Origin of the sequence: Streptomyces sp. NPDC018000, from assembly GCF_044328025.1 — a bacterium.
Lineage (GTDB): Bacteria > Actinomycetota > Actinomycetes > Streptomycetales > Streptomycetaceae > Streptomyces.
In genome coordinates this window covers 1-22,043 of sequence record NZ_JBIRGM010000027.1, presented here as the reverse complement: position 1 = coordinate 22,043, position 22,043 = coordinate 1, and the positions used below count along the sequence as shown (strand labels likewise).

The 22,043-nt window shown below is 69.8% G+C and carries 15 protein-coding genes and 1 pseudogene; 12 read left to right on the top strand and 4 right to left on the bottom strand.

Translation table 11 applies throughout. The annotated features are described in order from the left end of the window. Positions 1 to 36 precede the first annotated feature (36 nt). A pseudogene (locus tag ACH4EW_RS29435) lies at positions 37 to 408 on the top strand (hypothetical protein); the annotation flags it as partial. Here ACH4EW_RS29435 and ACH4EW_RS29430 read toward each other — a convergent pair. Next, complete coding sequence (locus ACH4EW_RS29430; RefSeq protein ID WP_398262147.1) at positions 300 to 518, bottom strand: hypothetical protein; 219 nt, start codon at positions 516 to 518, stop codon at positions 300 to 302. The pseudogene ACH4EW_RS29435 and the gene ACH4EW_RS29430 overlap by 109 nt on opposite strands. 1,309 nt (positions 519 to 1,827) lie before the next feature. Here ACH4EW_RS29430 and ACH4EW_RS29425 point away from each other — a divergent pair. After that, complete coding sequence (locus tag ACH4EW_RS29425) at positions 1,828 to 1,977, top strand: hypothetical protein (RefSeq protein WP_398262145.1); 150 nt, start codon at positions 1,828 to 1,830, stop codon at positions 1,975 to 1,977. A gap of 326 nt (positions 1,978 to 2,303) precedes the next feature. Further along, positions 2,304 to 3,125, top strand: a complete 822-nt coding sequence (locus ACH4EW_RS29420; protein ID WP_398262079.1) for a M23 family metallopeptidase — start codon at positions 2,304 to 2,306, stop codon at positions 3,123 to 3,125. Between the two features lie 154 nt (positions 3,126 to 3,279). Here the strand turns inward: ACH4EW_RS29420 and ACH4EW_RS29415 are convergent, their stop codons facing one another. Continuing rightward, a complete protein-coding gene (locus ACH4EW_RS29415) occupies positions 3,280 to 3,771 on the bottom strand; it encodes a hypothetical protein (protein ID WP_398262077.1) in 492 nt (163 codons plus the stop codon). A gap of 328 nt (positions 3,772 to 4,099) precedes the next feature. Between ACH4EW_RS29415 and ACH4EW_RS29410 the strand changes: the two genes are divergently transcribed. The 6 genes from ACH4EW_RS29410 (at position 4,100) to ACH4EW_RS29385 (ending at position 12,272) form a co-directional block, all read left to right on the top strand. Continuing rightward, positions 4,100 to 5,008, top strand: coding sequence for a TIGR03619 family F420-dependent LLM class oxidoreductase (locus ACH4EW_RS29410; protein ID WP_398262133.1), 909 nt, complete (start codon positions 4,100 to 4,102; stop codon positions 5,006 to 5,008). 10 nt (positions 5,009 to 5,018) lie between these two features. Then, the gene (locus ACH4EW_RS29405) at positions 5,019 to 5,804 is read left to right on the top strand and encodes an SDR family NAD(P)-dependent oxidoreductase (RefSeq protein ID WP_398262075.1); all 786 of its coding nucleotides are present in this window, start codon (positions 5,019 to 5,021) and stop codon (positions 5,802 to 5,804) included. 106 nt (positions 5,805 to 5,910) lie between these two features. Next, positions 5,911 to 7,053 carry an LLM class flavin-dependent oxidoreductase gene (locus ACH4EW_RS29400; protein WP_398262131.1) on the top strand — a complete coding sequence of 381 codons (1,143 nt, stop codon included), beginning with the start codon at positions 5,911 to 5,913 and terminating at the stop codon, positions 7,051 to 7,053. A gap of 176 nt (positions 7,054 to 7,229) precedes the next feature. Then, positions 7,230 to 8,969 (top strand): amidohydrolase family protein, encoded by a 1,740-nt coding sequence (locus tag ACH4EW_RS29395; RefSeq protein ID WP_398262073.1) that lies wholly within the window; start codon positions 7,230 to 7,232, stop codon positions 8,967 to 8,969. Further along, a complete protein-coding gene (locus ACH4EW_RS29390; protein WP_398262071.1) occupies positions 8,966 to 10,429 on the top strand; it encodes an aldehyde dehydrogenase family protein in 1,464 nt (487 codons plus the stop codon). Before ACH4EW_RS29395 ends, ACH4EW_RS29390 begins: the two co-directional genes overlap by 4 nt. 277 nt (positions 10,430 to 10,706) lie before the next feature. Continuing rightward, positions 10,707 to 12,272, top strand: coding sequence for an APC family permease (locus ACH4EW_RS29385; RefSeq protein WP_398262069.1), 1,566 nt, complete (start codon positions 10,707 to 10,709; stop codon positions 12,270 to 12,272). Positions 12,273 to 12,369: 97 nt separating this feature from the next. Here the strand turns inward: ACH4EW_RS29385 and ACH4EW_RS29380 are convergent, their stop codons facing one another. Both ACH4EW_RS29380 and ACH4EW_RS29375 read right to left on the bottom strand, forming a co-directional pair. Beyond that, the gene (locus ACH4EW_RS29380; RefSeq protein WP_398262067.1) at positions 12,370 to 13,029 is read right to left on the bottom strand and encodes an endonuclease; all 660 of its coding nucleotides are present in this window, start codon (positions 13,027 to 13,029) and stop codon (positions 12,370 to 12,372) included. Further along, complete coding sequence (locus ACH4EW_RS29375) at positions 13,026 to 13,583, bottom strand: DNA polymerase ligase N-terminal domain-containing protein (protein WP_398262065.1); 558 nt, start codon at positions 13,581 to 13,583, stop codon at positions 13,026 to 13,028. Before ACH4EW_RS29375 ends, ACH4EW_RS29380 begins: the two co-directional genes overlap by 4 nt. 249 nt (positions 13,584 to 13,832) lie before the next feature. On the opposite strand from ACH4EW_RS29375, the gene ACH4EW_RS29370 reads away from it, so the two are divergent. From ACH4EW_RS29370 to ACH4EW_RS29360, 3 genes are all read left to right on the top strand, one after another. Further along, the gene (locus ACH4EW_RS29370; RefSeq protein WP_398262063.1) at positions 13,833 to 14,678 is read left to right on the top strand and encodes an LLM class F420-dependent oxidoreductase; all 846 of its coding nucleotides are present in this window, start codon (positions 13,833 to 13,835) and stop codon (positions 14,676 to 14,678) included. Positions 14,679 to 14,879: 201 nt separating this feature from the next. Then, the gene (locus ACH4EW_RS29365) at positions 14,880 to 17,927 is read left to right on the top strand and encodes an AfsR/SARP family transcriptional regulator (protein ID WP_398262061.1); all 3,048 of its coding nucleotides are present in this window, start codon (positions 14,880 to 14,882) and stop codon (positions 17,925 to 17,927) included. Positions 17,928 to 18,199: 272 nt separating this feature from the next. Next, a complete protein-coding gene (locus tag ACH4EW_RS29360; protein WP_398262059.1) occupies positions 18,200 to 21,706 on the top strand; it encodes a hypothetical protein in 3,507 nt (1,168 codons plus the stop codon). Positions 21,707 to 22,043 lie beyond the last annotated feature (337 nt).

The window sequence follows — 22,043 nt, the reverse complement described above, 5'->3', positions numbered from 1 at the left end:
TTCGTACTCGGACGGTAGATAAACGGCGTGGCGCATATGCCCTGGTGCTGTTGCGGCTGTCACAGTCACGGCTCCGATCCACGCAGACCCGGTAAGGAATCCGAGATGCACAAATCGAGAAGCTGGGACATCCTGTCCCGTTCAACCTTGGGTGCCATGTCGTTGGGAATGACCCTGGCGCTGTGCCCCATGGACATCGCTCACGGAGCCCCTCACCCCATGGGTTCGCAGGCGGTCAACCGAGTGATGGCCGGCCGGGTGGCGGCCAGCGTGTCCGGGACGGTCATTTCCCAGACCTCTCAGAACATCCGCAGCGCTCCCACCCTCCAGTCGGCGATCGTGGGCAACGTACCCTCCGGCGGAACGGTTTCCATCGCCTGCCAGGTGGTCGGCCAGAACGTCGGCGGGAACTCGCTGTGGTACCTGCTCTCCAATGGCAGCGGCTGGATGAGCGCCCGCTTCATCTCGACGCAGGGCCCCGTGCCGTTCTGTGACGACTTCCCGGGGAATGGCCCCACCGGTCCGACGGGACCCATGGGTCCGACAGGTCCGACGGGACCGACGGGTTCTGACGGGGATACTGGGCCTGCCGGTCCGACGGGTGCGACGGGTCAGCAGGGCGCGACGGGTGCCACGGGTGCGTCCGGTGCCAACGGTGCCACGGGTGCTACTGGGCCTGCCGGTCCGACGGGTGCGACGGGTCAGCAGGGCGCGACGGGTGCCACGGGTGCGTCCGGTGCCAACGGTGCCACGGGTGCTACTGGGCCTGCCGGCCCGACGGGCGCGACGGGTCAGCAGGGCGCCACCGGTGCCACCGGTGCCACGGGTGCCACCGGCGCGTCCGGCGCTAATGGCGCCACCGGTCCGACCGGGCCTGCCGGTCCGACGGGTGCGACGGGTCAGCAGGGCGCCACCGGTGCCACGGGTGCGTCCGGTGCTGTTGGTGCCCACGGTCCGACCGGGCCTGCCGGTCCGACGGGCGCGACGGGTCAGCAGGGCGCCACCGGCGCCACTGGCGCGTCCGGCGCCAACGGTGCCCCAGGTGCGACCGGTCCGGTTGGTCCGACGGGTGCCACTGGTGCCACGGGCGCCACCGGCGCGACGGGTGCGCCCGGTACTAACGGTGCTGATGGTGCGACGGGTGCGACGGGTCCGGTTGGTCCGACGGGTGCAGCTGGTACTAACGGTGCCGATGGTGCTACCGGTCCGGTTGGCCCGACGGGTGCCACCGGCGCGACGGGTGCGGCTGGTACCAACGGTGCTGATGGTGCGACTGGTGCGACGGGTCCGGTTGGTCCGACGGGTGCGGCTGGTACCAACGGTGCTGATGGCGCGACTGGTGCGACCGGTCCGGTTGGTCCGACGGGCGCCACTGGTGCCACGGGTGCCACCGGCGCGACGGGTGCGCCCGGTACTAACGGTGCTGATGGTGCGACTGGTGCGACGGGTCCGGTTGGTCCGACGGGTGCGGCCGGTACCAACGGTGCCGATGGCGCGACCGGTGCGACCGGTCCGGTTGGCCCGACGGGCGCCACCGGCGCGACGGGTGCGGCCGGTACCAACGGTGCTGATGGTGCGACTGGCCCGACGGGTCCGGTTGGTCCGACGGGTGCGGCCGGTGCCAACGGTACCAACGGTGCCGACGGTGCCACCGGTCCTACTGGCCCGACGGGTGCCACCGGCGCGACGGGTGCCACCGGTCCGGCCGGAGTGGTTGGCCCGGCCCAGACTGCCACCAGCGCCGTCCAGCTCGTGCCCGCTGGGGGCAGCGTCCAGGACATCACGGCTGTGTGCCCGGCCGGGACCATTGTGACCGGCGGAGGTGCCGTGAACCAGCTGCAGAACGAGGACATCCACTGGACCCAGAGTGCTCCGGACACCGTGACCAACACCTGGCACGTCTCCGCGTACAACAGCGGTATCACCCCGCAGACCGTCCAGTCGTATGCGGTCTGCCTCCCCGCCAGCACTGCGTGAGATGACCAGCTCCAAGGGGACTGGACGGAAACCCGCTTAGGTTTCGGGACAGCTCCCGCGGCCGCTGCCGCAGCAGATGAAGGTCTTCTGCTGCGGCAGCTTCATGCCGTCTCCGTCGAGTTCCACAGCCCTCCCGACTTCCCATCCGGTGCGACCGCACCGGTGCACGCCGGCCGCACTTCTCCGGAGCGGTCTGCTCGGTTTTCTCGGGGCTTTTGGGTCTAGTGGGGCAGCTGAACTTCGTGCACTCTTAAGTCCGTTCAACCCGTATTGCTGTCCCCTTGTACCCCGGCACTCCACTCATTCGACTCGGAGGTTGATCACGCATGCGCTCGATACGCATTGCCCTACTGGGCCTGTTGGCCCTCGTCGCAGGACTGCTGACCGCGACCCCCGCCGCCGCGGCACCGATCTTCAAGGCGCCGTTCCCCTGCGGCCAGACCTGGACCTACGGTCACCACTCGGCGGAAGTAAGACAGGCCCTCGACTTCATCCGCACCGACGGCGGCGCCACGGCGGGTACCCCCGTCCTCGCCTCGTCCAGCGGGACCGCCTACCGGTACTCCCAGCCCAGCGGTGCGGGCAACTACATCGCCATCGACCACGGCGGCGGCTGGAAGACCTACTACTTCCACCTCGCCTCGTACTCCGTCGCCAACGGCGCTTCCGTCTCCCAGGGCCAGCAGATCGGTGTCACCGGCTCGACCGGTAACAGCAGCGGCGCCCACATTCACTACGAGCAGTTGTACAACGGCGTCGGTCAGACCATCGCGATCAACGGCCAGTCGCTCGCCCCGTACCCCGGCTCGTACCACAGCAAGTACCTGACCAGCGACAACGGCTGCAGCGGTGGCGGTGGCAGCAAGTACTGGGTCGACACCTTCTCCGATGCCACGGGCTACGCGACGGCCGGGACGGGCGACGCGCAGGGCATTCTCAAGGCCGGCACGAACTACGTCTACTGCAAGGTGTGGGGCGCCCAGGTCGGCTCCGGCTCCAGCTACAACCACTGGTGGCTGAAGACGGACCTGGACACGGTGTACGCGGGCAAGAACGGGCGCGGCGCGTATGTCTCGGCGTACTACTTGTCCCGCTGGGGCAACGATGAGGCCCGGGACAACAACGGGACCGTGATCCCGAACTGCTGACCGGCACGCCTGGCTGAGGCCCCTCCCGTCCGCCGGTCGGGGTGCGGAAGGGAGGGGATCCGGCGTCACGGCCGCCTGTGAAGGAGGCGGCTGCTTCCTTTACATGCCGTGCCGCTTCCGATGCAGGAGCCCGCGTCGGAAGCGGCAGCGTCCGCTACGCCTTGCTGTTGTAGTGCGTGATGTCCCAGTGGTTGCCTTCCCGTGCGTAGACGTTGCCGGCGGGGGACTTGTACAGAGCGGCCCCGTCGCCACGCTTGCCCGCCTTGGCGAACTTGCGCGTGATGTAGTCGTTGACACACGAGACGGTGGTGGAGATATCCGTCTTGTACCCGTTGCGATGGCTGTACGTGCCGGAGCTGTGGCCCACCTCGGTGCCGCCGGTGACGATCACCTTGCAGCCGCTGACCTTCTTGAAGTCGATCGTGCCCGCGATGGTCGCCTTGTTGATCCGGGTGAATGACGTGCACGACTTCTTGTTCCAGTCGGAGCAATTGCCGCTGGATGTCCAGGTGATGCCCGCCTTCTTCAACTCTGCGGCGGCATCCGCGTGCCGCGCGTACTTCGCCGGTGCGGCCTGCGCGGCACCGGCCGCCAACAGGACGGAAGCGGTGGCGGCGATCACCGTGCGGGCGGATAGAAGTCCCATGCGCTTCAAGGCATGCTCCTTGTCTGTCTTGCGAGTTCGAACGCTGCTCGGCCGTGGTGCTCCAAGCGCGGGAAGCCTGCCCAGCGGCGCGGGACCTGCGTATCCACCCTTCAGGTGAAAACGACGCGTCGAAATGGACCTGGTGCCGCGACCGGCAAGGGTTTGCCCGGGGGACAGCTTCCCGGAGGGGGTGCCGCTTCCTCTTGTCTGATGGCGTGTCAGGTATGACGATGGCCTCGCTAGCTGATGTGACGATGCGTCAGATTCGCTTTCGAGACTAGGAGGCACCTCGGTGCCGATACTCACCACCGGGCCGCTGTCGTACGGGATGCAGCTCCCGATCCAGTCGCAGAGCACCATTTACGCGGAGGGGTGGGAGGCCGCGGCCACCCCCGCCGACCTCGCCGAGGTCGCCCGCACCGCCGACCGCACCGGCTTCGCCTATGTCGCGAGCTGCGACCATGTCGCGATCCCGCGGCGGCTCGCCGGGGCCATGGGCACCGTCTGGTACGACCCGGTCGCCACCCTCGCCTTTCTCGCCGGGGTCACCGAGCGCGTCCTGCTGATGAGCCATGTCGCCGTCGTCGGCCTGCGGCACCCGCTGGCCACCGCCAAGCAGTACGCCACCCTCGACCACCTCTGCGGCGGCCGGCTGGTCCTCGGGGTCGGGGCCGGGCACGTACCGGAGGAATTCCAGGTGCTCGGGGCGGACTTCGAGGGGCGGGGCGGGGTCCTCGACGAGACCATCGACGCACTGAAGGCGGCGCTCGGCTCCGAGGAGTACCCGGAGTTCGAGGGGGAGCGGTTCTCCTTCGCCGGGCTCGCGCAGCTGCCGCGCCCGGCCCAGGAAAGGGTGCCGGTCTGGGTTGGGGGCTCCTCGCCCGCCGCTGTGCGCCGGGCCGCGGTGCGGGGGGACGGCTGGCTGCCGCAGGGTGATCCGCGAGGGAAGCTGCCCGCGCAGATCGCCCGGCTGAAGGAGCTGCGCGAGGCGGCGGGCGTCGAGGAACCGATCGTCATCGGTGCGATCACCGAGCCGCTGTACATCGGTGAGCCGGGGTGGTCCGTCGGGCGGCGCACCCTCACCGGAAAGCCGGAGGCCGTCGCCGAGTCGCTGCGCGAGTACGGGGCCATGGGCGTCCACCAGATCCAGGTGCGGTTCCGCAGCCGGAGCCGTAGCGAACTGACCGACCAGATGGCGGCGTTCGCCGCCGAGGTCGCACCCCATCTCGACAGGTAGGAGTCAGGTCATGGGCAAGCTGGACGGGCGGGTCGTGCTGATCAGCGGTGCGGCGCGCGGACAGGGCGAGCAGGAGGCGCGGCTCTTCGTCGCGGAGGGCGCGCGGGTGGTGATCGCCGATGTACTCGACGAGCAGGGCGAGGCGCTGGCCAAGGAGCTGGGGCAGGACGTCGCCCGGTTCGTTCATCTGGATGTGAGCCGGGAGGAGGAGTGGCAGGCCGCCGTCGCCGCCGCGAAGGAAGCCTTCGGAAGGATCGACGGGCTGGTCAACAACGCGGGGATCCTCCGGTTCAACGAGCTGGTGAGCACCCCGCTGGAGGAGTTCCAGCAGGTGGTGCAGGTCAACCAGGTGGGTGCGTTCCTCGGGATCAAGAACGTCGCGCCCGAGATCGAGGCCGCGGGCGGTGGGACCATCGTGAACACCGCCTCGTACACGGGGCTCACGGGCATGGCGTTCGTGGGCGCGTACGCCGCCACCAAGCATGCGGTGCTCGGGCTGACCAGGGTGGCGGCGATGGAGCTGGCCGCGAAGGGGATACGGGTCAACGCCGTCTGCCCCGGGGCTGTGGACACCGCGATGACCAACCCGGCCGCGCTGGATCCGACTGCGGACCCGGAGGAGTCCAAGGCGGCGGTGGCCGAGCTGTACAAGAAGCTCGTACCGCTGGGGCGGATCGGGCGGCCGGAGGAGGTGGCGGCGCTGGCGCTCTTCCTGACCTCGGACGACTCCTCGTACATCACCGGGCAGCCGTTCGTCATCGACGGGGGGTGGCTGGCGGGTGTCAGCCTGTTCTGAGTGAGCTGACGACGCGTCAGGTGTTGACGGGCGCGAGTGCCGGTGGAACAGTCGGACGCATCGAAATCTGACGGTGCGTCAGAAATGAATGAGGACGGTGAACACCTTGGAATTCGGGCTCTTTGTACAGGGGTACGTGCCCGCCGCGCGGGCCAAGGCCGACCCCGGGGCAGAGCACAAGGCGCTGATCGAGGAGACCGAGTACGTCATCCAGGCGGACAAGTCCGGCTTCAAGTACGCCTGGGCCTCCGAGCACCACTTCCTGGAGGAGTACTCGCATATCTCGGCCAACGATGTGTACCTGGGCTACCTCGCACACGCCACCGACCGCATCCACCTCGGGTCCGGCATCTTCAACCCGCTCGCCCCCGTCAATCACCCGGTGAAGGTGGCCGAGAAGGTCGCCATGCTCGACCATCTGTCGGAGGGCCGGTTCGAGTTCGGCTCCGGGCGCGGGGCCGGCAGCCACGAGATCCTGGGCTTCATGCCGGGCATCACCGACATGAACCACACCAAGGAGCTCTGGGAAGAGACCATCGCCGAGTTCCCGAAGATGTGGCTCCAGGACGAGTACGTCGGCTTCCAGGGAAAGCACTGGTCGCTGCCGCCGCGCAAGGTCCTGCCCAAGCCGTACGGGAAGTCGCACCCGGCGATGTGGTACGCGGCCGGATCGCCGTCCTCGTACGCGATGGCGGGGAAGAAGGGGCTCGGTGTGCTGGGCTTCAGCGTGCAGAAGGTCTCCGACATGGAGTGGGTCGTCGAGTCCTACAAGACGGCCGTCAAGGAGGCCGAACCCGTCGGGGACTTCGTCAACGACAACGTCATGGTGACCTCCACGGCCATCTGCGCCGAGACGCACGCGAAGGCCGTCGAGATCGCGGTGGGCGGCGGGCTGAACTATCTGCAGTCGCTGCTGTTCCGCTACCACGACACATTCCCACGCCCCGAGGGCATCCCGGAGTGGCCCGAGCTGCTGCCGGAGTACTCCGAGGAGATCATCGAGCTCCTGATCGCCGAGGAGCTGATGATCTGCGGTGATCCGGACGAGGTGCTGCGGCAGTGCAAGCGGTGGGAGCAGGCGGGCGCGGATCAGCTGAGCTTCGGGATGCCGATCGGGATCAGCCGTGAGGACACGCTGAACTCGATCAGGCTGATCGGTGAGCACGTGATCCCGAAGATCGACACGGACCCGGTGCACCGGACCTCGCGGTTCCGGGGGGCGGCGCATTCAAGCCCCTCCGGCAACTGAGGAGCGCGGACCCGGGGGCGCGGCCCCCGGTCACGACAGCGGCGTCTTCCCGGACCGCCGCTCCGTGGAGCCGGGGTGCGTACCGCGGCCGTGCGCACCCCGGCTGCACACCCACGTACCCGCGCCCACCAGGGATTACGGGACAGCCCTCAGGAAACACGGAAGGGAACACCGTCATGCTCGACCACCTCATCCGCGGAGCGACCGTCGTGGACGGCACCGGCGGACCCTCGTACCCTGCCGACGTCGGCATCCGAGACGGCCGCATCGCGGTCATCGCCGAACCGGGCACGCCGACCGAGGAGGCCGTCACCACCGAGGACGCCACCGGCCTCGTCCTCGCCCCCGGCTTCGTCGACCCGCACACCCACTACGACGCCCAGCTCTTCTGGGACCCGTACGCCACACCGTCCATGAACCACGGCGTCACCACCGTCGCCGGAGGCAACTGCGGATTCACCCTCGCCCCGCTCCACCCGGAACGCCCCGAGGACGCCGACTACACCCGCCGCATGATGTCGCGGGTGGAGGGCATGGCCCTCAAAGCCCTGGAGGAGGGCGTCGACTGGACCTGGTCCAGCTTCCGCGAATACCTCGACGCCCTGGAAGGGCGGATCGCCGTCAACGCCGGGTTCATGGTCGGCCACTGCGCCCTGCGCAGACATGTCATGGGCGCCGACGCGATCGGCGGACAGCCCACCCCCGCCCAGCTCGACGCCATGCTCGCGCTCTTCCACGACGCGATGGACGCCGGAGCCTGGGGGCTGTCCACCACCCAGTCCGCCACCCACTCCGACGGCGACGGACAGCCGGTCGCCTCCCGGCACGCGCTCCCCGAGGAGCTCCTCGCACTCTCCCGCGCCGTCGGCGAACACGAAGGCACCCAGCTCGAAGCGATCGTCGCGGGCTGCCTCGACCAGTTCTCCGACGAGGAGATCGAGCTCCTGGTCGACATGACCGCCACCGCGGGACGCCCGCTGAACTGGAACGTCCTCACCATCGATGCCGCCGTCCCCGAACGCGTGCCCCGCCAGCTCGTCCCCAGCGAACGGGCCCGCCGGGCGGGCGGCCGGATCGTCGCACTCACCATGCCGATCCTCACCCCCATGAACATGTCGCTCGGCACCTTCTGCGCCCTCAACCTCATCCCCGGCTGGGGCGACATCCTCGCCCTCCCCGTCCCCGAACGCATCGAACGGCTCCGCGACGCGGGCACCCGCGCCGAAATGCTCCGCCGCGCCGACAGCAAGGAGGCCGGCGTCTTCCGCCGCCTCGCCGACTTCGGCCGGTACGTCATCGGTGACACGTACAGCGCGGCCAATGAAGGGCTGAGCGGCCGCGTCGTGGGCGACATAGCCGCCGAACGCGGGCAGGACCCCTTCCACTGCCTCGTCGAGATCTGCGCCGAGGACGAGTTGCGTACGGTGCTGTGGCCCATGCCCACCGACAACGACCCCGACTCCTGGGCGCTGCGACGGCAGACCTGGGAGCACGAGGACGTCATGCTCGGAGGCTCCGACGCGGGCGCGCACCTGGACCGGATGTGCGGCGCCCCGTACACCACCCGCTTCCTCGGCGACTGCCTGCGCCGACGCAAACTCCTCCCCCTGGAACAGGCCGTCAGGATGCTCACCGACGATCCGGCACGGCTCTTCGGGCTCCGCGACCGCGGCCGCATCGAGGAGGGCTTCCACGCCGACCTCGTCCTCTTCGACCCCGAACGCATCGACGCCGGGCCCGCCACCCTCGTACACGATCTGCCCGGCGACAGCCCGCGCCTCGACTCCAAGGCCATCGGCATCGTGTCGGTCCGCGTCAACGGCGTGGAGACGCTGCGGGACGACAAGGTGACCGGCGCGGTCCCCGGTACGGTGCTCCGCTCCGGCCGCGACACCAGGACGGTGAGCACCGTATGAGCGACACGAACCAGCGCCTCTTCATCGGCGGCGAGTGGACCGCACCCGATCACGGCCACTACGAGGTGATCAACCCGGCCACCGAGGAGGTCGTCGGCCTCGCACCCGAGGCCAGCCGCGAGCAGGTGTACGCGGCAGCGGCAGCGGCCCGCGAGGCCTTCGCCACCTGGTCCCGCACCCGCCCCGAGGAGCGGGCGGCGATCCTCGACCGGGCCGCCGACCTGATGCAGCGCGACCTCGTCGGCAACGCCGCTCTCGCCCAGGCGGAGAGCGGTGCCACCACGGGAACGGCCAGGGGCATGCAGGTCGCCGTCGGCGCGGCCCGCTTCCGCCGGTACGCCAGGGGCGCCCTGGAACCGGTCGAGGAGGCGATCGCACCGCAGATCAACGAGGCCGGTCCGATGGGGCGGGCCGGTGTCTTCGGGGCGCTCGCCGTACGCCAGCCGGTCGGCGTCGTCACCTGCATCACCTCGTACAACAACCCCTGGGCCAACCCGGCCGGCAAGGTCGCCCCCGCACTCGCCATGGGCAACACGGTCGTCGTGAAACCCGCACCGCAGGACCCGCTCTCCGTGTACCGGATGGCCGAGGCGCTCGAAGAGGCGGGCGTTCCGGCGGGCGTCGTCAACGTCGTCACCGGGTCCGGCCCCGAGGCGGGCGAGGCCGCCGTGGACTGCGACGACGTCGACATGGTCAGCTTCACCGGCTCCACGGCCGTCGGGCAGCGCATCGCCGAGGTGTGCGGGCGCGGAATGAAGCGGCAGCTGATGGAGCTGGGCGGGAAGGGGGCGGCCGTCGTCCTCGACGACGCGGACCTCGACTCCGCGGCGGCGGGCATCGGCACCACGTTCTCCTTCTACAGCGGCCAGATCTGTACGGCCCCGACCCGCGTCCTTGTCCAGCGCGCAGCCCACGACGCCCTGATCGAGAAACTCACCGCGTACGCGGGTTACCTGAAGGTGGGCGACCCGACGGACCGGGGCACGGTCGTCGGCCCGGTCATCTCCGCCGCACACCGCGACCGCATCGAGTCGTACATCGAACTCGGCCGGAAGGAGGGCGCGAGGGTCGTCACGGGCGGTGAACGCCCGGCCGGACTCGACCGGGGCTTCTACGTCGCGCCCACCCTCCTCGTCGACTGCACCAACGACATGCGCGTCGTCCGGGAGGAGGTCTTCGGCCCGGTCGTCGTGGTCGTCCCCTTCGACGACGAGGACGAGGGCATCGCACTCGCCAACGACAGCGACTACGGACTGATCGATTACGTCTGGTCCTCGGACGTGGCACGCGCCTTCCGGGTGGCCCGGCAGCTGCGCGCCGGCGGAATCGGCGTGAACACCATCGGGCGGAACATGGAGGCCCCGTTCGGCGGGTTCAAGAAGAGTGGCGTCGGGCGCGATGTCGGCTCGTACGCGCTGCACGCGTACAGCGAACTCCAGGCGATCGTCTGGCCGGGCTGAGACCGACCCCCATTTTCCGGTCGGTCCGTACCGGTGAGACCCCATGAGTGTCCGCTCAGCGGACACTCATGGGAAAATTTTGAATCCCCACAAAACGGACAGTGCTGCGATTCCCGTACATTGCTGCGATCGGGTATCGGCCTCTCATTGGTAGGCGCCTCTCGCTGATCGCCTTCGATTAACTCTCGCGTCTCCGACCTGTCTCATGAAATTCAAGGTTGAAGCGCCGGAGTCTCAGCCTCCGGATATGGAAATCGCATCGCTTAACGTCCTTTTCATGACACAGCTGGACGCGCGGCCGCGGGCCGGAGACACGGTAAGGGGTGCCGACCCGGCCGACGGCGGTGTACGCGGCAAGGGCCTCGGCGGGAACTCCGTCGGCCTGATGGGCAGTGCCGTCATCGGCATCTCCACCGTCGCCCCCGTCTACTGCCTCACCTCCACCCTCGGGTCCACCGCGGGTGAGGTCGGCCTGCAGATGCCCGCCGTCTTCCTGGCCGGCTTCCTGCCGATGCTGCTCGTCGCATTCGCGTACCGCGAACTCAACAAGGCCATGCCGGACTGCGGCACGTCCTTCACCTGGACGGTGAAGGCATTCGGCCCGCGCGTCGGCTGGATGTGCGGCTGGGGCCTGGTCATCGCGACGATCATCGTCCTGTCGAACCTGGCGGGCGTCGCCACCTCCTACTTCTGGCTCCTCGCGGGCGAGGTCACCGGCAGCGATTCGATCGCCGCACTGGACGACAACAAGGCCGTCCACATCCTGACCTGTCTGAGCCTCATCGCGATCGCCACGGCGATCAGCTACCGGGGGATGACGGCCACCAAGGGCGTCCAGTACGCCTTGGTGGGGCTTCAACTCGTCGTCCTCGCGCTGTTCGTGGCGATGGCCGTGCAGAAGGCGAACAGCGGGGAGTTCGCCTCGTCGCTGGACTTCTCCTGGTCCTGGCTGAACCCGTTCGAGGTCGATTCGTTCGCGACGTTCACGGCCGGCCTGTCGCTGTCGATCTTCATGTTCTGGGGATGGGACGCCTGTCTGACCGCCAACGAGGAGACCGTCGGCAGCGAGAAGACCCCCGGGCGCGCCGCGCTCATCGCGATGGTCGTGCTTGTCGGCTCCTACCTGGCGACCGGTGTCGCCGCCCAGATGGCCGTCGGCTCCGGCGAATCGGGCCTCGGCCTCGCCAACCCGGAAACCTCCGACAACGTCTTCGCCGCACTCGCCGGTCCGATCATGGGCCCCGGCCTCGGCGTCCTGCTCTTCGTCGCCGTCCTGGCCTCCGCCGCCGCGAGCCTGCAGACCACCTTCATCCCGGTGGCCCGCACGGTCCTGGCGATGTCCACGTACGAGGCCCTGCCCCCCTCGTACGCCCGCGTCCACCCGCGCTTCAAAACCCCGGGCAAGGCCACCGTCATGGCGGGCGTGGCGACCGGCATCTTCTACGCGGTCATGACCCTGGTCAGTGAGCACGTCCTGGTCGACACGATCTACGCGCTCGGCCTCATGATCTGCTTCTACTACGCGCTGACGGCCTTCGCCTGCGCCTGGTACTTCCGCGCCGACCTGACCCGCTCCGTCCGCGATCTGGTCTTCAAGGGCCTCTTCCCGGTCCTCGGCGGCATCCTGCTCACCGCGGTCTTCGGCAAGACCCTCTACGACATGTGGGATCCGGCGTACGGCTCCGGCTCGGCGGTCTTCGGGGTCGGCTCGGTGTTCGTGATCGGTGTCGGGCTGCTGCTGCTCGGTCTGGTGCTGATGCTGGTGATGCAGCGTCGCAGCCCGGCGTTCTTCCGCGGCGAGGTGCTGACGAAGGAGACTCCGGCGCTGATCGTGGAGGACTGAGGACTGAGGACTGAGGGCTGAGGTCTGAGGGCCGGGGTCCTCCTGCGTGCCCGCCACCTCGGCAGAGCCTGTCGGATGACCTTCGACAGGCTCTCTCTCAGGCCCGCGCTCCGACGTCGTCCACGACGTGCTTGTCCAGCGCGGCGCGCACCAGGGCCGCCGCGAGCACCGCGGGCCCGCGGTCGTCGGCCTGCTCGGCCTGCTCCGCCAGTTGCACAAGCTTCGCCGGCGAGGCGGGCAGCCCCAGTTTCTCGGCGCCCTGGAGGGCCTTCCCGTCAAGGAACGGTCCCGCCTCCGGCCACACGGCCTGCACCTCGCGTACGAAGATGTCCGCACCGGCCGGGCCCATGCCCGGGGTTCTGCGCAGCCCGGACCGAAGAATGTCCAGGTCGCCGTCGGCCTCCTTGCGCAGCCGACGCAGATCGCCCCCGTACTCGACCAGCAGGAGCTCTGCCCCGTCGCCGAGTTGGGTGGCGGTCCGTTCGTCGTAGCGCCGGTAGCCGCCCTCGCCCAGCGCGTCGACGCGCTGCTGCCATGTCGTCCCGATCATCCGGTCCGGGGAGCGCATGCCGTGGGCGAACAGCGCGCGTGCCGCCGCCACCGCCACGGACGCCCGGATGCGTGCGCTCAACAGATCGCTGAGCACCAGGAGTTGGTACAGGGGCTGCGGAGTGTTCCGCAGAGTGATGCCGGCCTCGGCGGCATAGGTGGTGCCGTAGCGGCTGAGGAGGACTTCCACGGTCCTGCGGGCGGTCACGAAAGCCCGCCCCCTTCCTCGGCGGCGACCTGCGCCAGGGTGCGCCCCGTACGGGCCGAACGTGCCAGGTACGGGTCCGGTGTTTCCGGCCCGTCATGGGTGGCGCGCCCGTCCTTGGCCTTGATCAGCAGCCATATCTCCCCGCCCGGGGCGTCGCTCCCACCGCCTTTCTTGAAGCGGGTGAGGGCGAACTCGCCGTGCAGCTTGATGCCGTCGAGCCAGAAGGTCGCGTGCCCGTCCTCCAGGGACTGCTCGAACGGCACGGGTGCGCCCCAGCGGTCGTGGCTGAGCGGCCGGTAGGTGCCCTGATCCCAGACGATCACCGTGCCGCCGCCGTACTCGCCCTTCGTGATGACTCCCTCGAACGTGCGGTACTCCAGCGGGTGGTCCTCCGTGGGGACGGCCAGCCGCCGCTCGCGCGGGTTCTCCGAAGGCCCGCGCGGCACCGCCCATGACTTCAGGACGCCGCCCACCTCCAGCCGGAAGTCGAAATGCATCCGCCGCGCCTGGTGGATCTGTACGACGAAACAGGGCGCCGCACCCGTCACATCCATCCGGACACCTCCTCCGGCAGGCCCGCCCGGTGCTCCTCCTTCCACTGTGACGCTCCCGGCCGTGAAGCGCACAGGGACGGGGTGCGTCGGCACGGACGACAGGTACGTAGACATCAAGCATCTTGACGTCGAGATGAGTCAAAGAGCGCCGGGAGGCACGAGCGGGCCCCGTACTGCGCGACACTCGGCATTCCGCACCGCACGGCATACGTTGGGGCCGTCACCGGACCACGACGGAGGTGTCCTCGTATGCGGATCGCCACAACGATCTTCCTCACCGATCAGACGATCACGCCGCTGCGGCTCGCCCGCGAGCTCGAACAGCGCGGTTTCGCCGGGCTCTATCTGCCCGAACACACCCATATCCCGGCGAGCAGGGACACCCCCTACCCGGCGGGCGGCGAACTCCCGCCCGAGTACGGCCGCACCCTCGACCCCTTCGTCGCCCTCGCGCAGGCCGCCGCCGTCACCGAACGCCTCACCCTCGGCACCGGTATCACGCTCGTCGCCCAGCACGACCCGATCGACCTGGCGAAGCGGATCGCCACCCTCGACCACCTCTCCGGCGGCCGGTTCACACTGGGCCTCGGCTACGGCTGGAACGTCGAGGAAGCCGCCGACCACGGGGTGAACTGGTCGACGCGCCGGGACCTCGTCCGCGACCGGATGGCCCTGATGCGCGCCCTTTGGTCGGCCGAACCGAAGGCGTACGAGGGCGAGTTCGGGTCGGTGAGGGCCAGCCACGCCTACCCGAAGCCGGTCCAGGAACCCCGCGGCCCGGTGAACGGCCCCCGCACCCTGATCGGCGGCGCGGCGGGCCCGAAGCTGTTCGCCCACATCGCGCAGTACGCGGACGGCTGGCTCCCGATCGGCGGCCACGGCCTGGCGGAGTCCGTACCGAAGCTGCGCGAGGCCTGGGAGTCGGCCGGCCGCGACCCGAAGCAACTCCAGGTGGTGCCGTACGCGGTGCTCCCCAGCACGGGGAAGCTGGCGCACTACGCGGACCTGGGCATCGAGGAGGTCGTCCTGCAACTGCCCCCGGCGGGGGAGGCGGAGGTGCTGCGGGCACTGGACGCGTACGCGGCGCATCTGTAGACCCTCGAAGCGACCGGCCGGCCGGGTCGGTTCTGGACACGTCGGCAACGAAGTACGGCCGACCTGGGGCAAACCTTGTGAGAAACCTTGAGGGGCAGGTCACAGTGATGCTCTCTGGGCTGTACTGGCGCAAAAGGGGATCGCGGCATGGTGGAGTTCCGATTACTGACCACTCTTCAGGCACGGGCCGACGATGGGCCGGTGCCTCTGGGGCACCCGCGGCAGCAGTGCGTTCTCGCGGTTCTGCTGATCGACGCGAACCGTCCCGTCTCCGCCGACCAGCTGCTCCACCGCGTATGGGACGACCGCGCACCCCTCCGGGCCCGGGACACGCTCTACACCTACGTATCCCGTTTGCGTCGTGAGCTGGAGCCGCACGGTATCCGGCTGGCCCGCCGGTCCGGCGGCTACGCGCTCGACATCGACGAGACCACGGTGGATCTGCACCGCTTCCGCCACCTGATCGCGCGGGCCAGGAAGGTCCCGGACGACCGGTCCGCCCTGAGCCTGTTCGAGGAGGGGCTCGGGCTTTGGCAGGGCGAACCGCTGGCGGGCCTGGACTCCCTGTGGGTGGACACCGTGCGCGAGCAACTGCGGACAGAGCGATGGGCGGCGGAGCTGGACCGGACCGACGCCATGCTGCGTACCGGCCGCCACAGCGAGTGCCTGGCCGATCTGTCGGCACGGGCCGTCGCCCACCCCCTGGACGAGAGGGTGGCCGGCCAGTTCATGCTCGCCCTGCACCGTGAGGGCCGTCCCGCCGACGCCCTGGCCCACTACCAGCGCGTCCGAGGGCAGCTGGCCGAGGAGCTGGGAGTCGATCCCGGCCAAGCCCTGCGACAGCTTCACCAGCAGATGCTCACCTCCGACCCCGTGCTCGACGTGCCCTCCCGCCTTTCCGCCACCGCCTCCGCACCAGCACGCGTCCCGTCCCCTCAGCGGGCCGCATCAGCGGCGATCCCGCAAGCGGCGAGCCCGCAAGCGGCGGCTTCGGACCGGCCGGACGACGCCACCAGGAGCGGTCACGAGGACCGGGCCGGAGCGAACGCACAGCAACCGCGCCCCCGCCTGCTTCCACCGGCCCCGTCCTTGTTCGTCGGCAGGGAGGACGAGTTGGCCGAGGCCTGCCGACTGCTCGGTCAGGAGACGGCCGGGCCGGTGACCCTCCTGGTCACCGGTTCGGCCGGGGTCGGCAAGACGGCCTTCGCCGTGCGCACGGGGCATGTACTGGCCTCCCGGTTTCCGGACGGCCAGCTCTACGTGGACCTGCGGGGTTTCGGTGACGAGCCGGCCGAGCCGTTCACGGTTCTGGGCGCCTTCCTGCGGGCGCTCGGCGTACACGGCGGTGCGATGCCCCCGGACGCGACCGGGCGAATCAATCTCTACCGCACCTTGCTGGCCCAGCGCAGGACACTCGTCGTGCTGGACAACGCGGCCGACGCAACTCTGGTGGACGACCTTCTGCCCAGCGGTGAACACTGCGCCGCCATTGTCACCAGCCGGACCACGCTGGCGAGCCTGGGCGGCGTCCGCCTCCCCCTGAGAGTCCTCGACTCCGCAACGGGGCTGGCTCTGTTGCGCGAGATGGTGGGCGCGGACCGGACCGTCGCGGAGTCCGAATCGGCCCGGTCCATCGTGGAAACGTGCGGCGGTCTTCCCCTCGCGGTATGGGTCACCGGAGCGCGACTGGCCGCACGACCGCACTGGCCGCTGGCCAGGGTCGCCCGTGCGCTCGCCGACGAGCAACGCAAGCTCGACGAGCTGGCCGTCGGTCACATCGCCGTGCGGGCCAGCCTGGAGCTGACCTACCGGGGCATGGCCCCCGTGATCCGGCACGCCCTGCGGCTGCTCTCCCTGCTGCCCGGACCGGACTTCGCCGTCTGGGCCCTGGCCGCGCTGCTGGACATGGACCTGGGCCGCGCGGAGGCCGTGCTCGACGAGCTGGTGGATGTGCATGTGGTGGAGGTCGCGGCGGCCGGTGCCACCGGAGTGCGCTACCGGCTGCACGACCTGGTGCGACTGGTGGGCCGGGAACGGGCGGAGCGAGAGGTCCCGCCGCAGGGCCGCTCGGCCGCGCTGACACGGCTGCTGGGCGCGAGCCTGCACCTGGCCGACCAGGCCGCGGACACCCTCAGCGTCGACTTCCAGGGCATCTCGCAGGCCGGCCTGGCGTCCTGGCGGCCCTCCCCGGCGGACACCACCCAGATCCTCGCGGACCCCCTGGCCTGGTTCAACGACGAGCGCCAGCTCCTCGTCGACGTGGTGGACCAGGCGCTCGACAGAACGGAGATCGAGCCGGCCGCCGGGCTGGCCACCGCGCTGACGACGCTCTTCCAGATCGGCAGCCACTTCGACGACTGGGAACGGCTCCAGAACCGGGCGCTCAAAGCGGCACTGAGCTGCGGCAGCCGGCGCAGTGCCACCCAACTCCACCGCTGCCTGGGCGAACTCACCACCATCCTCGACCGGTATCCGGAAGCTCTGGACCACTTCGAGCAGGCTCTGCGCTTCGCCGACGGCGAAGGCCCGGCCTACCGAGCCAGCGCCACAGCCGGACTGGCGTACGTACACCGCCTGTTGGGCCAGTACTCCTCGGCCGTGCACCACTTCGAACGGGCGGCCGAACTGGCCCTGACGGCAGAGAACGTCAACTGCCTCGTCTACGCCACCAACGGCATCGGCGTCATCCACCTTGAGCAGGGACGTGCCGAAGCGGCCATGGAGCGGTTCACGCAGTGCCTGAGCGCGAGCAGAGAAGCGGGCTACCGGCCAGGAGAGGCCCAGGCGTTGAGATGCCTGGGACAGAGCCACCGCGCACGTGGCGCCTACCCCGCCGCCGCCGAATGCTTCCGGCAGGCGGCCTCGATCAGCGAGAGCCTGGGCGACCGGCTCACCACCGCGCATGCCACCTGCTGGCTGGGAGACGTCCTGGTGCGACAGGGAGCTCACGCGGAGGGGCGTCGCATACTGGCCGGCACCCTCTGGACCTACCGGGAGTTCGGCAACCTGTGGGGCGAGGCGGCGACGCTCTACGCACTCGCCGAGGCACAACTCGCAGCGGACCGGCCGGGTCCGGCCCGCCGACGCGCCGAAGCAGCCATCAGGCTGTGGCGGCAGATCGGGTCCCGGACCTGGCTGGCCGTGGGCCTCGACACCCTGGCCAAGGCCCAGACCATGGCCGGTGACCTCGCAGCCGCCGCCCGCACCCAGGAAGAGGCCTCATCGGTGCGGGCGGCCTCGGACACCTGAGGGCTGCGGGCATGCCCGGGCGAGGGCGTTGTCCTGCGCATGGAACGGGTCTTTCCGGCTCGCTCGCCCCGGGTGATGTGCGCCGCTCCGCGCACCCGTCACCCGGCAGAAATACAAGCCCGTTCGATAGGTCATGTGTGCGATCATCGGGTGCGCTCTTTACGAGTCGCACACATGTTGCTTGCACCCCGGGCCGTGCCGCGTTCGCGAACCGTTCGCGAAGTCCAAGTCCCGGCGGAAAGCCTTCACTTCACCGGTCCGGGGGAAACGGAATGCCCAGCCACCATCATCCAGGTACGGCCGCGAGATCCGGGGCGTACACCGCGTCGCTGCTCACACTGTCGGTCCTGCTCTCGCTGCTGATCCCCTTGGGCGGCGGCCGGGCGTACGCCGCCGAGGCGGCCCACGCATCTGCGGCAGCCGCCCCGGCCGACGAGAACTGTGACGCGCTGCCGCTCTCCGCCTTCGGTGAAGCCGCCCCGGCGGAAGGCGCGGTGACCATCCCCGCGAACGGGACGGCCTGCCTCACCCTCACGGCCGAAGCGCCCGGCCTGCACAAGGTCGTGCTCGTCGGCGGCAACAGCGGAAACACATACGCCCAGGTCTTCGACGGCGAGACGGAGATCGACTGCTACGACCCCGAATGGGGTGCCGGCTGGTGCGAGTTGCCCCGTGCGGGCGCCTTCACGCTCCGGCTGGTGAACAACTGGCCCGAGCCGAGCAAGCCCACCGTCGCCGTCGTTCCCCTCGGCTCCACCAAGGGCTGCGCACCGGAGATCAGCACCGCCTGGGACACCGCACCCGTCGTCGGCTCGGCGACCGGGGCGAACGCCATCCAGTGCCAGCCGTTCACGGGCAAGCCGGGTGAGCGGATCACCAACACCATCAAGACGACCGTGAGCGGCCAGAGCCTGTCCTGGATCACCGACGAGACCGGCGCCCGGATCTGCCCGCACTTCAACGAGGACGACAGCGAGGGCTGCGTACTGCCCGGCGACGGCCCGTACCGGGTGCTCTCCCAGGTCACCGACGCGGAGCGGGGCTTCCCCGCCGAGTACACCCTCACCGTCCGCCGCATCTCCGACCCGGCCGGCTGCACCCACGTCCCCCTGAGCGCATACAACTCCGCGCCCACGACCGCGGTCCCGGCCAGCGGCTGCAAGACCTTCACCGCCCCGGCCGCCGGACGCTACAACGTGTACGCCGTCCACGACGGCGCCCGTTCGGCGCTCGCCGTGTACGACCGGGACGGCAAGACCGTCTGCACCACCTGGAACGGCTGCAACCTTCCCGCCGCCGGTGACTACACCGTCTTCACCGACCACCCGACCCTCATCCTCGACGGCTCCGCCACCACCGGCTGCGAGCCCGTCGAACTCGGCCTGTACCGATCCGAGTTCACCGCCGCCGGTGAGATCGACTGCCTGTCCCTGCCGCTTCCGGCGGACGCCCGGCTGGCGGTGCTGAAGGCCCTCGGCGGCCCCGCGCCGCGCCCCGAAGCGACCGTCGTCGACGCCGACGGCGTACAGCGCTGCGACTGGACCCACCTCTCGGCCGGTACGTGCGCACTCACCGGCAAGGCCCCGTTCCGTGCCCTGGTCTCCACCGACGACTCGTCGGAGCCGACCGGCCCATACGCTCTCGCCCTGCACCGCACCGACGCGGCGAGCAACTGTCCCGCCATCCCGGCAGGGGACTTCACCGCGAAGAGCCCGGCGGCCCGGATTTCCACCGGCGACGGTGTCTTCTCGCACTGCCTGAGCATTCCGGCCGACGACCACGGTGCCCGGGAGAACCTCCAGCTCCAGGCAGCCCCCGGCACCACGTCCACCGCCGCCTTCACCGTCCTGGACCCCCACGGCAAGCAGGTCTGCTCGATCTACTCGTCCCTCTCCAGTTGGACGACCTGCGACCTGGCCCCGGGCGTCGCCCACACCGTGCTGGTCACCGGCCGTGACACCGCCGCCGACTACACCCTGACCCGCCGCGACGTCACCGCGACCGCGAAGGGCTGCATCCCGAACCCGGCGACGAAGGTCGGCGGTCCGTCCACCGGTGACGTCATGGGCTCACCCGGCGAGCTGCGCTGCCGTCAGGTGACCACATCCGACGCCAGGGACACTCTGCACATCAATGTCCGTGACTCGCTCGGCACCGCGAACGTGGTGGTGTACGACGCGGACGGCACCGCCCTCTGCAACAAGAACCAGGCGTGCGCCGTCACCGGCTCCACCCACTACCAGGTCCTGGTCACCGTCCGATCGGGGCTGAAGGCCGCCGACTCGTACCGTTTCGACGCCCTTCGCATCGCCGGCTCCGATGGACCGGCCGCCGAGTGCGAGAAGGTTCCCAGCGTCGCCTACGGATACGGCCCGGTCACCGGCACCCTCGACGAGCAGCACACCGCCGTCTGCGCCGCGCTGCCCACCGCGTACCGCGACCGCTTCGACATGAAGATCAGCGACACGACGGGCGCCACCGAAACGGCGGTGCCCGCGCTGTACGACCCGAGCCTCGACAACGGCTGCATGCGCTTCATCCCCACCGGCTACGAATGCGCCGTGAACGAGCCGTACACCAAGGAGACCACCCCGAGCATCCTCGTCCTCTCGCTCCCGGAGACGGCATCCAAGACCTCGTACGAGGCCGAGGCGGTCTGCACGTCCAACCTCTGCGGCACGGAGCAGGTGACCATCGGGCAGATCACCCCGACCACCGGGACCACCGGCACCAAGGTGACGGTCCAGCTGACCGGCACGTCCCTGCACAAGGACGACGAGGTCACGCTGTCGCTCAACGGCAAGCAGATCACCTCGACCACCACCGCGGTCTCGGCGGACCGGAGGACCTTGACGGCCGTCCTCGACCTGACCGGGGCCGCCGTCGGCACCTGGAACGTCGGCGTCAGCACCCACAACGGCTGGGGGTACCAGCGCGGCAGCTTCACCGTCACCGGGGCCCCGCTCAAGAACAGCACACCCCCGGCCATCACCGGCACCGCGAAGGTGGGTGAGCGGCTCACCGCCTCCACCGGCACCTGGACACCCGCCCCGACCTCGTACACCTACCAGTGGAACGCCGACGGCAAGGCGGTGACCGGCGCGACCGCGTCCACGTACACCGTCCCCGCGTCGCTGCTCGGCAAGAAGCTCACCGTCACGGTCACGGCCCACACCACCGGCATCCCGGACGGCCGGGCCACCTCGGCGGCGGTCACGGCCGCCCAGGGTGCGGCGCCCAGGGCCACCACGGCCCCGAAGGTCACCGGAACCGCGAAGGTGGGCGCCAAGCTGACGGCCGCGCCCGGCAGTTGGACACCGTCCGCCACCTCGTACGCCTATCAGTGGAAGGCCGACGGCAAGGCGATCAAGGGCGCGACGGCCGGCACGTACACCGTCCCCGCGTCGCTGCTCGGCAAGAAGGTCACGGTCACCGTCACGGCCCGCCGTACCGGTCACGCCGACGGCTCCGCGACGACCGCCTCGGTGAAGATCGCCACGGGCAGCGCACCCAAGGCCACCAAGCAGCCGACGATCTCCGGCACGGCGAAGGTGGGCCGCACCCTCAAGGCCGCCCACGGCACCTGGACGCCGACCCCGACCTCGTACGGCTACCAGTGGTACGCGAACGGCAAGGCGATCTCCGGCGCGACCAAGTCCTCGCTGACGCTCAAGTCCGCCCAGCGCGGCAAGAAGATCACCGTCAAGGTCACCGCCCGCCGCACGGGCCACAGCAGTGGTGCCGCCATCAGCAAGGCGACCAAGGCGGTCGCCCGCTGACGGTGGTGAGGTGAACGCAAGGGCCGGGCGACCCGCACCAGACATGCGACGCCCGGCCACAACCTCCCCGGCCCGACGCGGAATCGGGGTTCGGCCTGCATCTGGTCGGGGTGGTGGCGACGTCGTGGGGCGTGAAGGACCGGGTCGTGGGCAAGACGGTCTGGGCCGAGTTGGCCACGACCCCGTGACGGTCAGCCGACGCGGCCGAGGTGGATCACGATAATAGTGACCTGGGCTTCTTAGGACGCCCCGCTTCAGCGGGGTGGGGAATCGCTTCTTTGGATTGCTCTGACATCAACTGTCTCAACGATCTGCACTGTTGAGCTGAGCCACGGAC

What these genes read in the sequence shown, in the direction of transcription:
- ACH4EW_RS29395 (WP_398262073.1), top strand. Translation starts at nt 7,230, where the DNA reads ATGCTCGACCACCTCATCCGCGGAGCGACCGTCGTGGACGGCACCGGC.
- ACH4EW_RS29360 (WP_398262059.1), top strand. Translation starts at nt 18,200, where the DNA reads ATGCCCAGCCACCATCATCCAGGTACGGCCGCGAGATCCGGGGCGTAC.
- ACH4EW_RS29415 (WP_398262077.1), bottom strand. Translation starts at nt 3,771, where the DNA reads ATGGGACTTCTATCCGCCCGCACGGTGATCGCCGCCACCGCTTCCGTC.
- ACH4EW_RS29370 (WP_398262063.1), top strand. Translation starts at nt 13,833, where the DNA reads ATGCGGATCGCCACAACGATCTTCCTCACCGATCAGACGATCACGCCG.
- ACH4EW_RS29405 (WP_398262075.1), top strand. Translation starts at nt 5,019, where the DNA reads ATGGGCAAGCTGGACGGGCGGGTCGTGCTGATCAGCGGTGCGGCGCGC.
- ACH4EW_RS29410 (WP_398262133.1), top strand. Translation starts at nt 4,100, where the DNA reads ATGCAGCTCCCGATCCAGTCGCAGAGCACCATTTACGCGGAGGGGTGG.
- ACH4EW_RS29375 (WP_398262065.1), bottom strand. Translation starts at nt 13,583, where the DNA reads ATGGATGTGACGGGTGCGGCGCCCTGTTTCGTCGTACAGATCCACCAG.
- ACH4EW_RS29420 (WP_398262079.1), top strand. Translation starts at nt 2,304, where the DNA reads ATGCGCTCGATACGCATTGCCCTACTGGGCCTGTTGGCCCTCGTCGCA.
- ACH4EW_RS29390 (WP_398262071.1), top strand. Translation starts at nt 8,966, where the DNA reads ATGAGCGACACGAACCAGCGCCTCTTCATCGGCGGCGAGTGGACCGCA.
- ACH4EW_RS29385 (WP_398262069.1), top strand. Translation starts at nt 10,707, where the DNA reads ATGACACAGCTGGACGCGCGGCCGCGGGCCGGAGACACGGTAAGGGGT.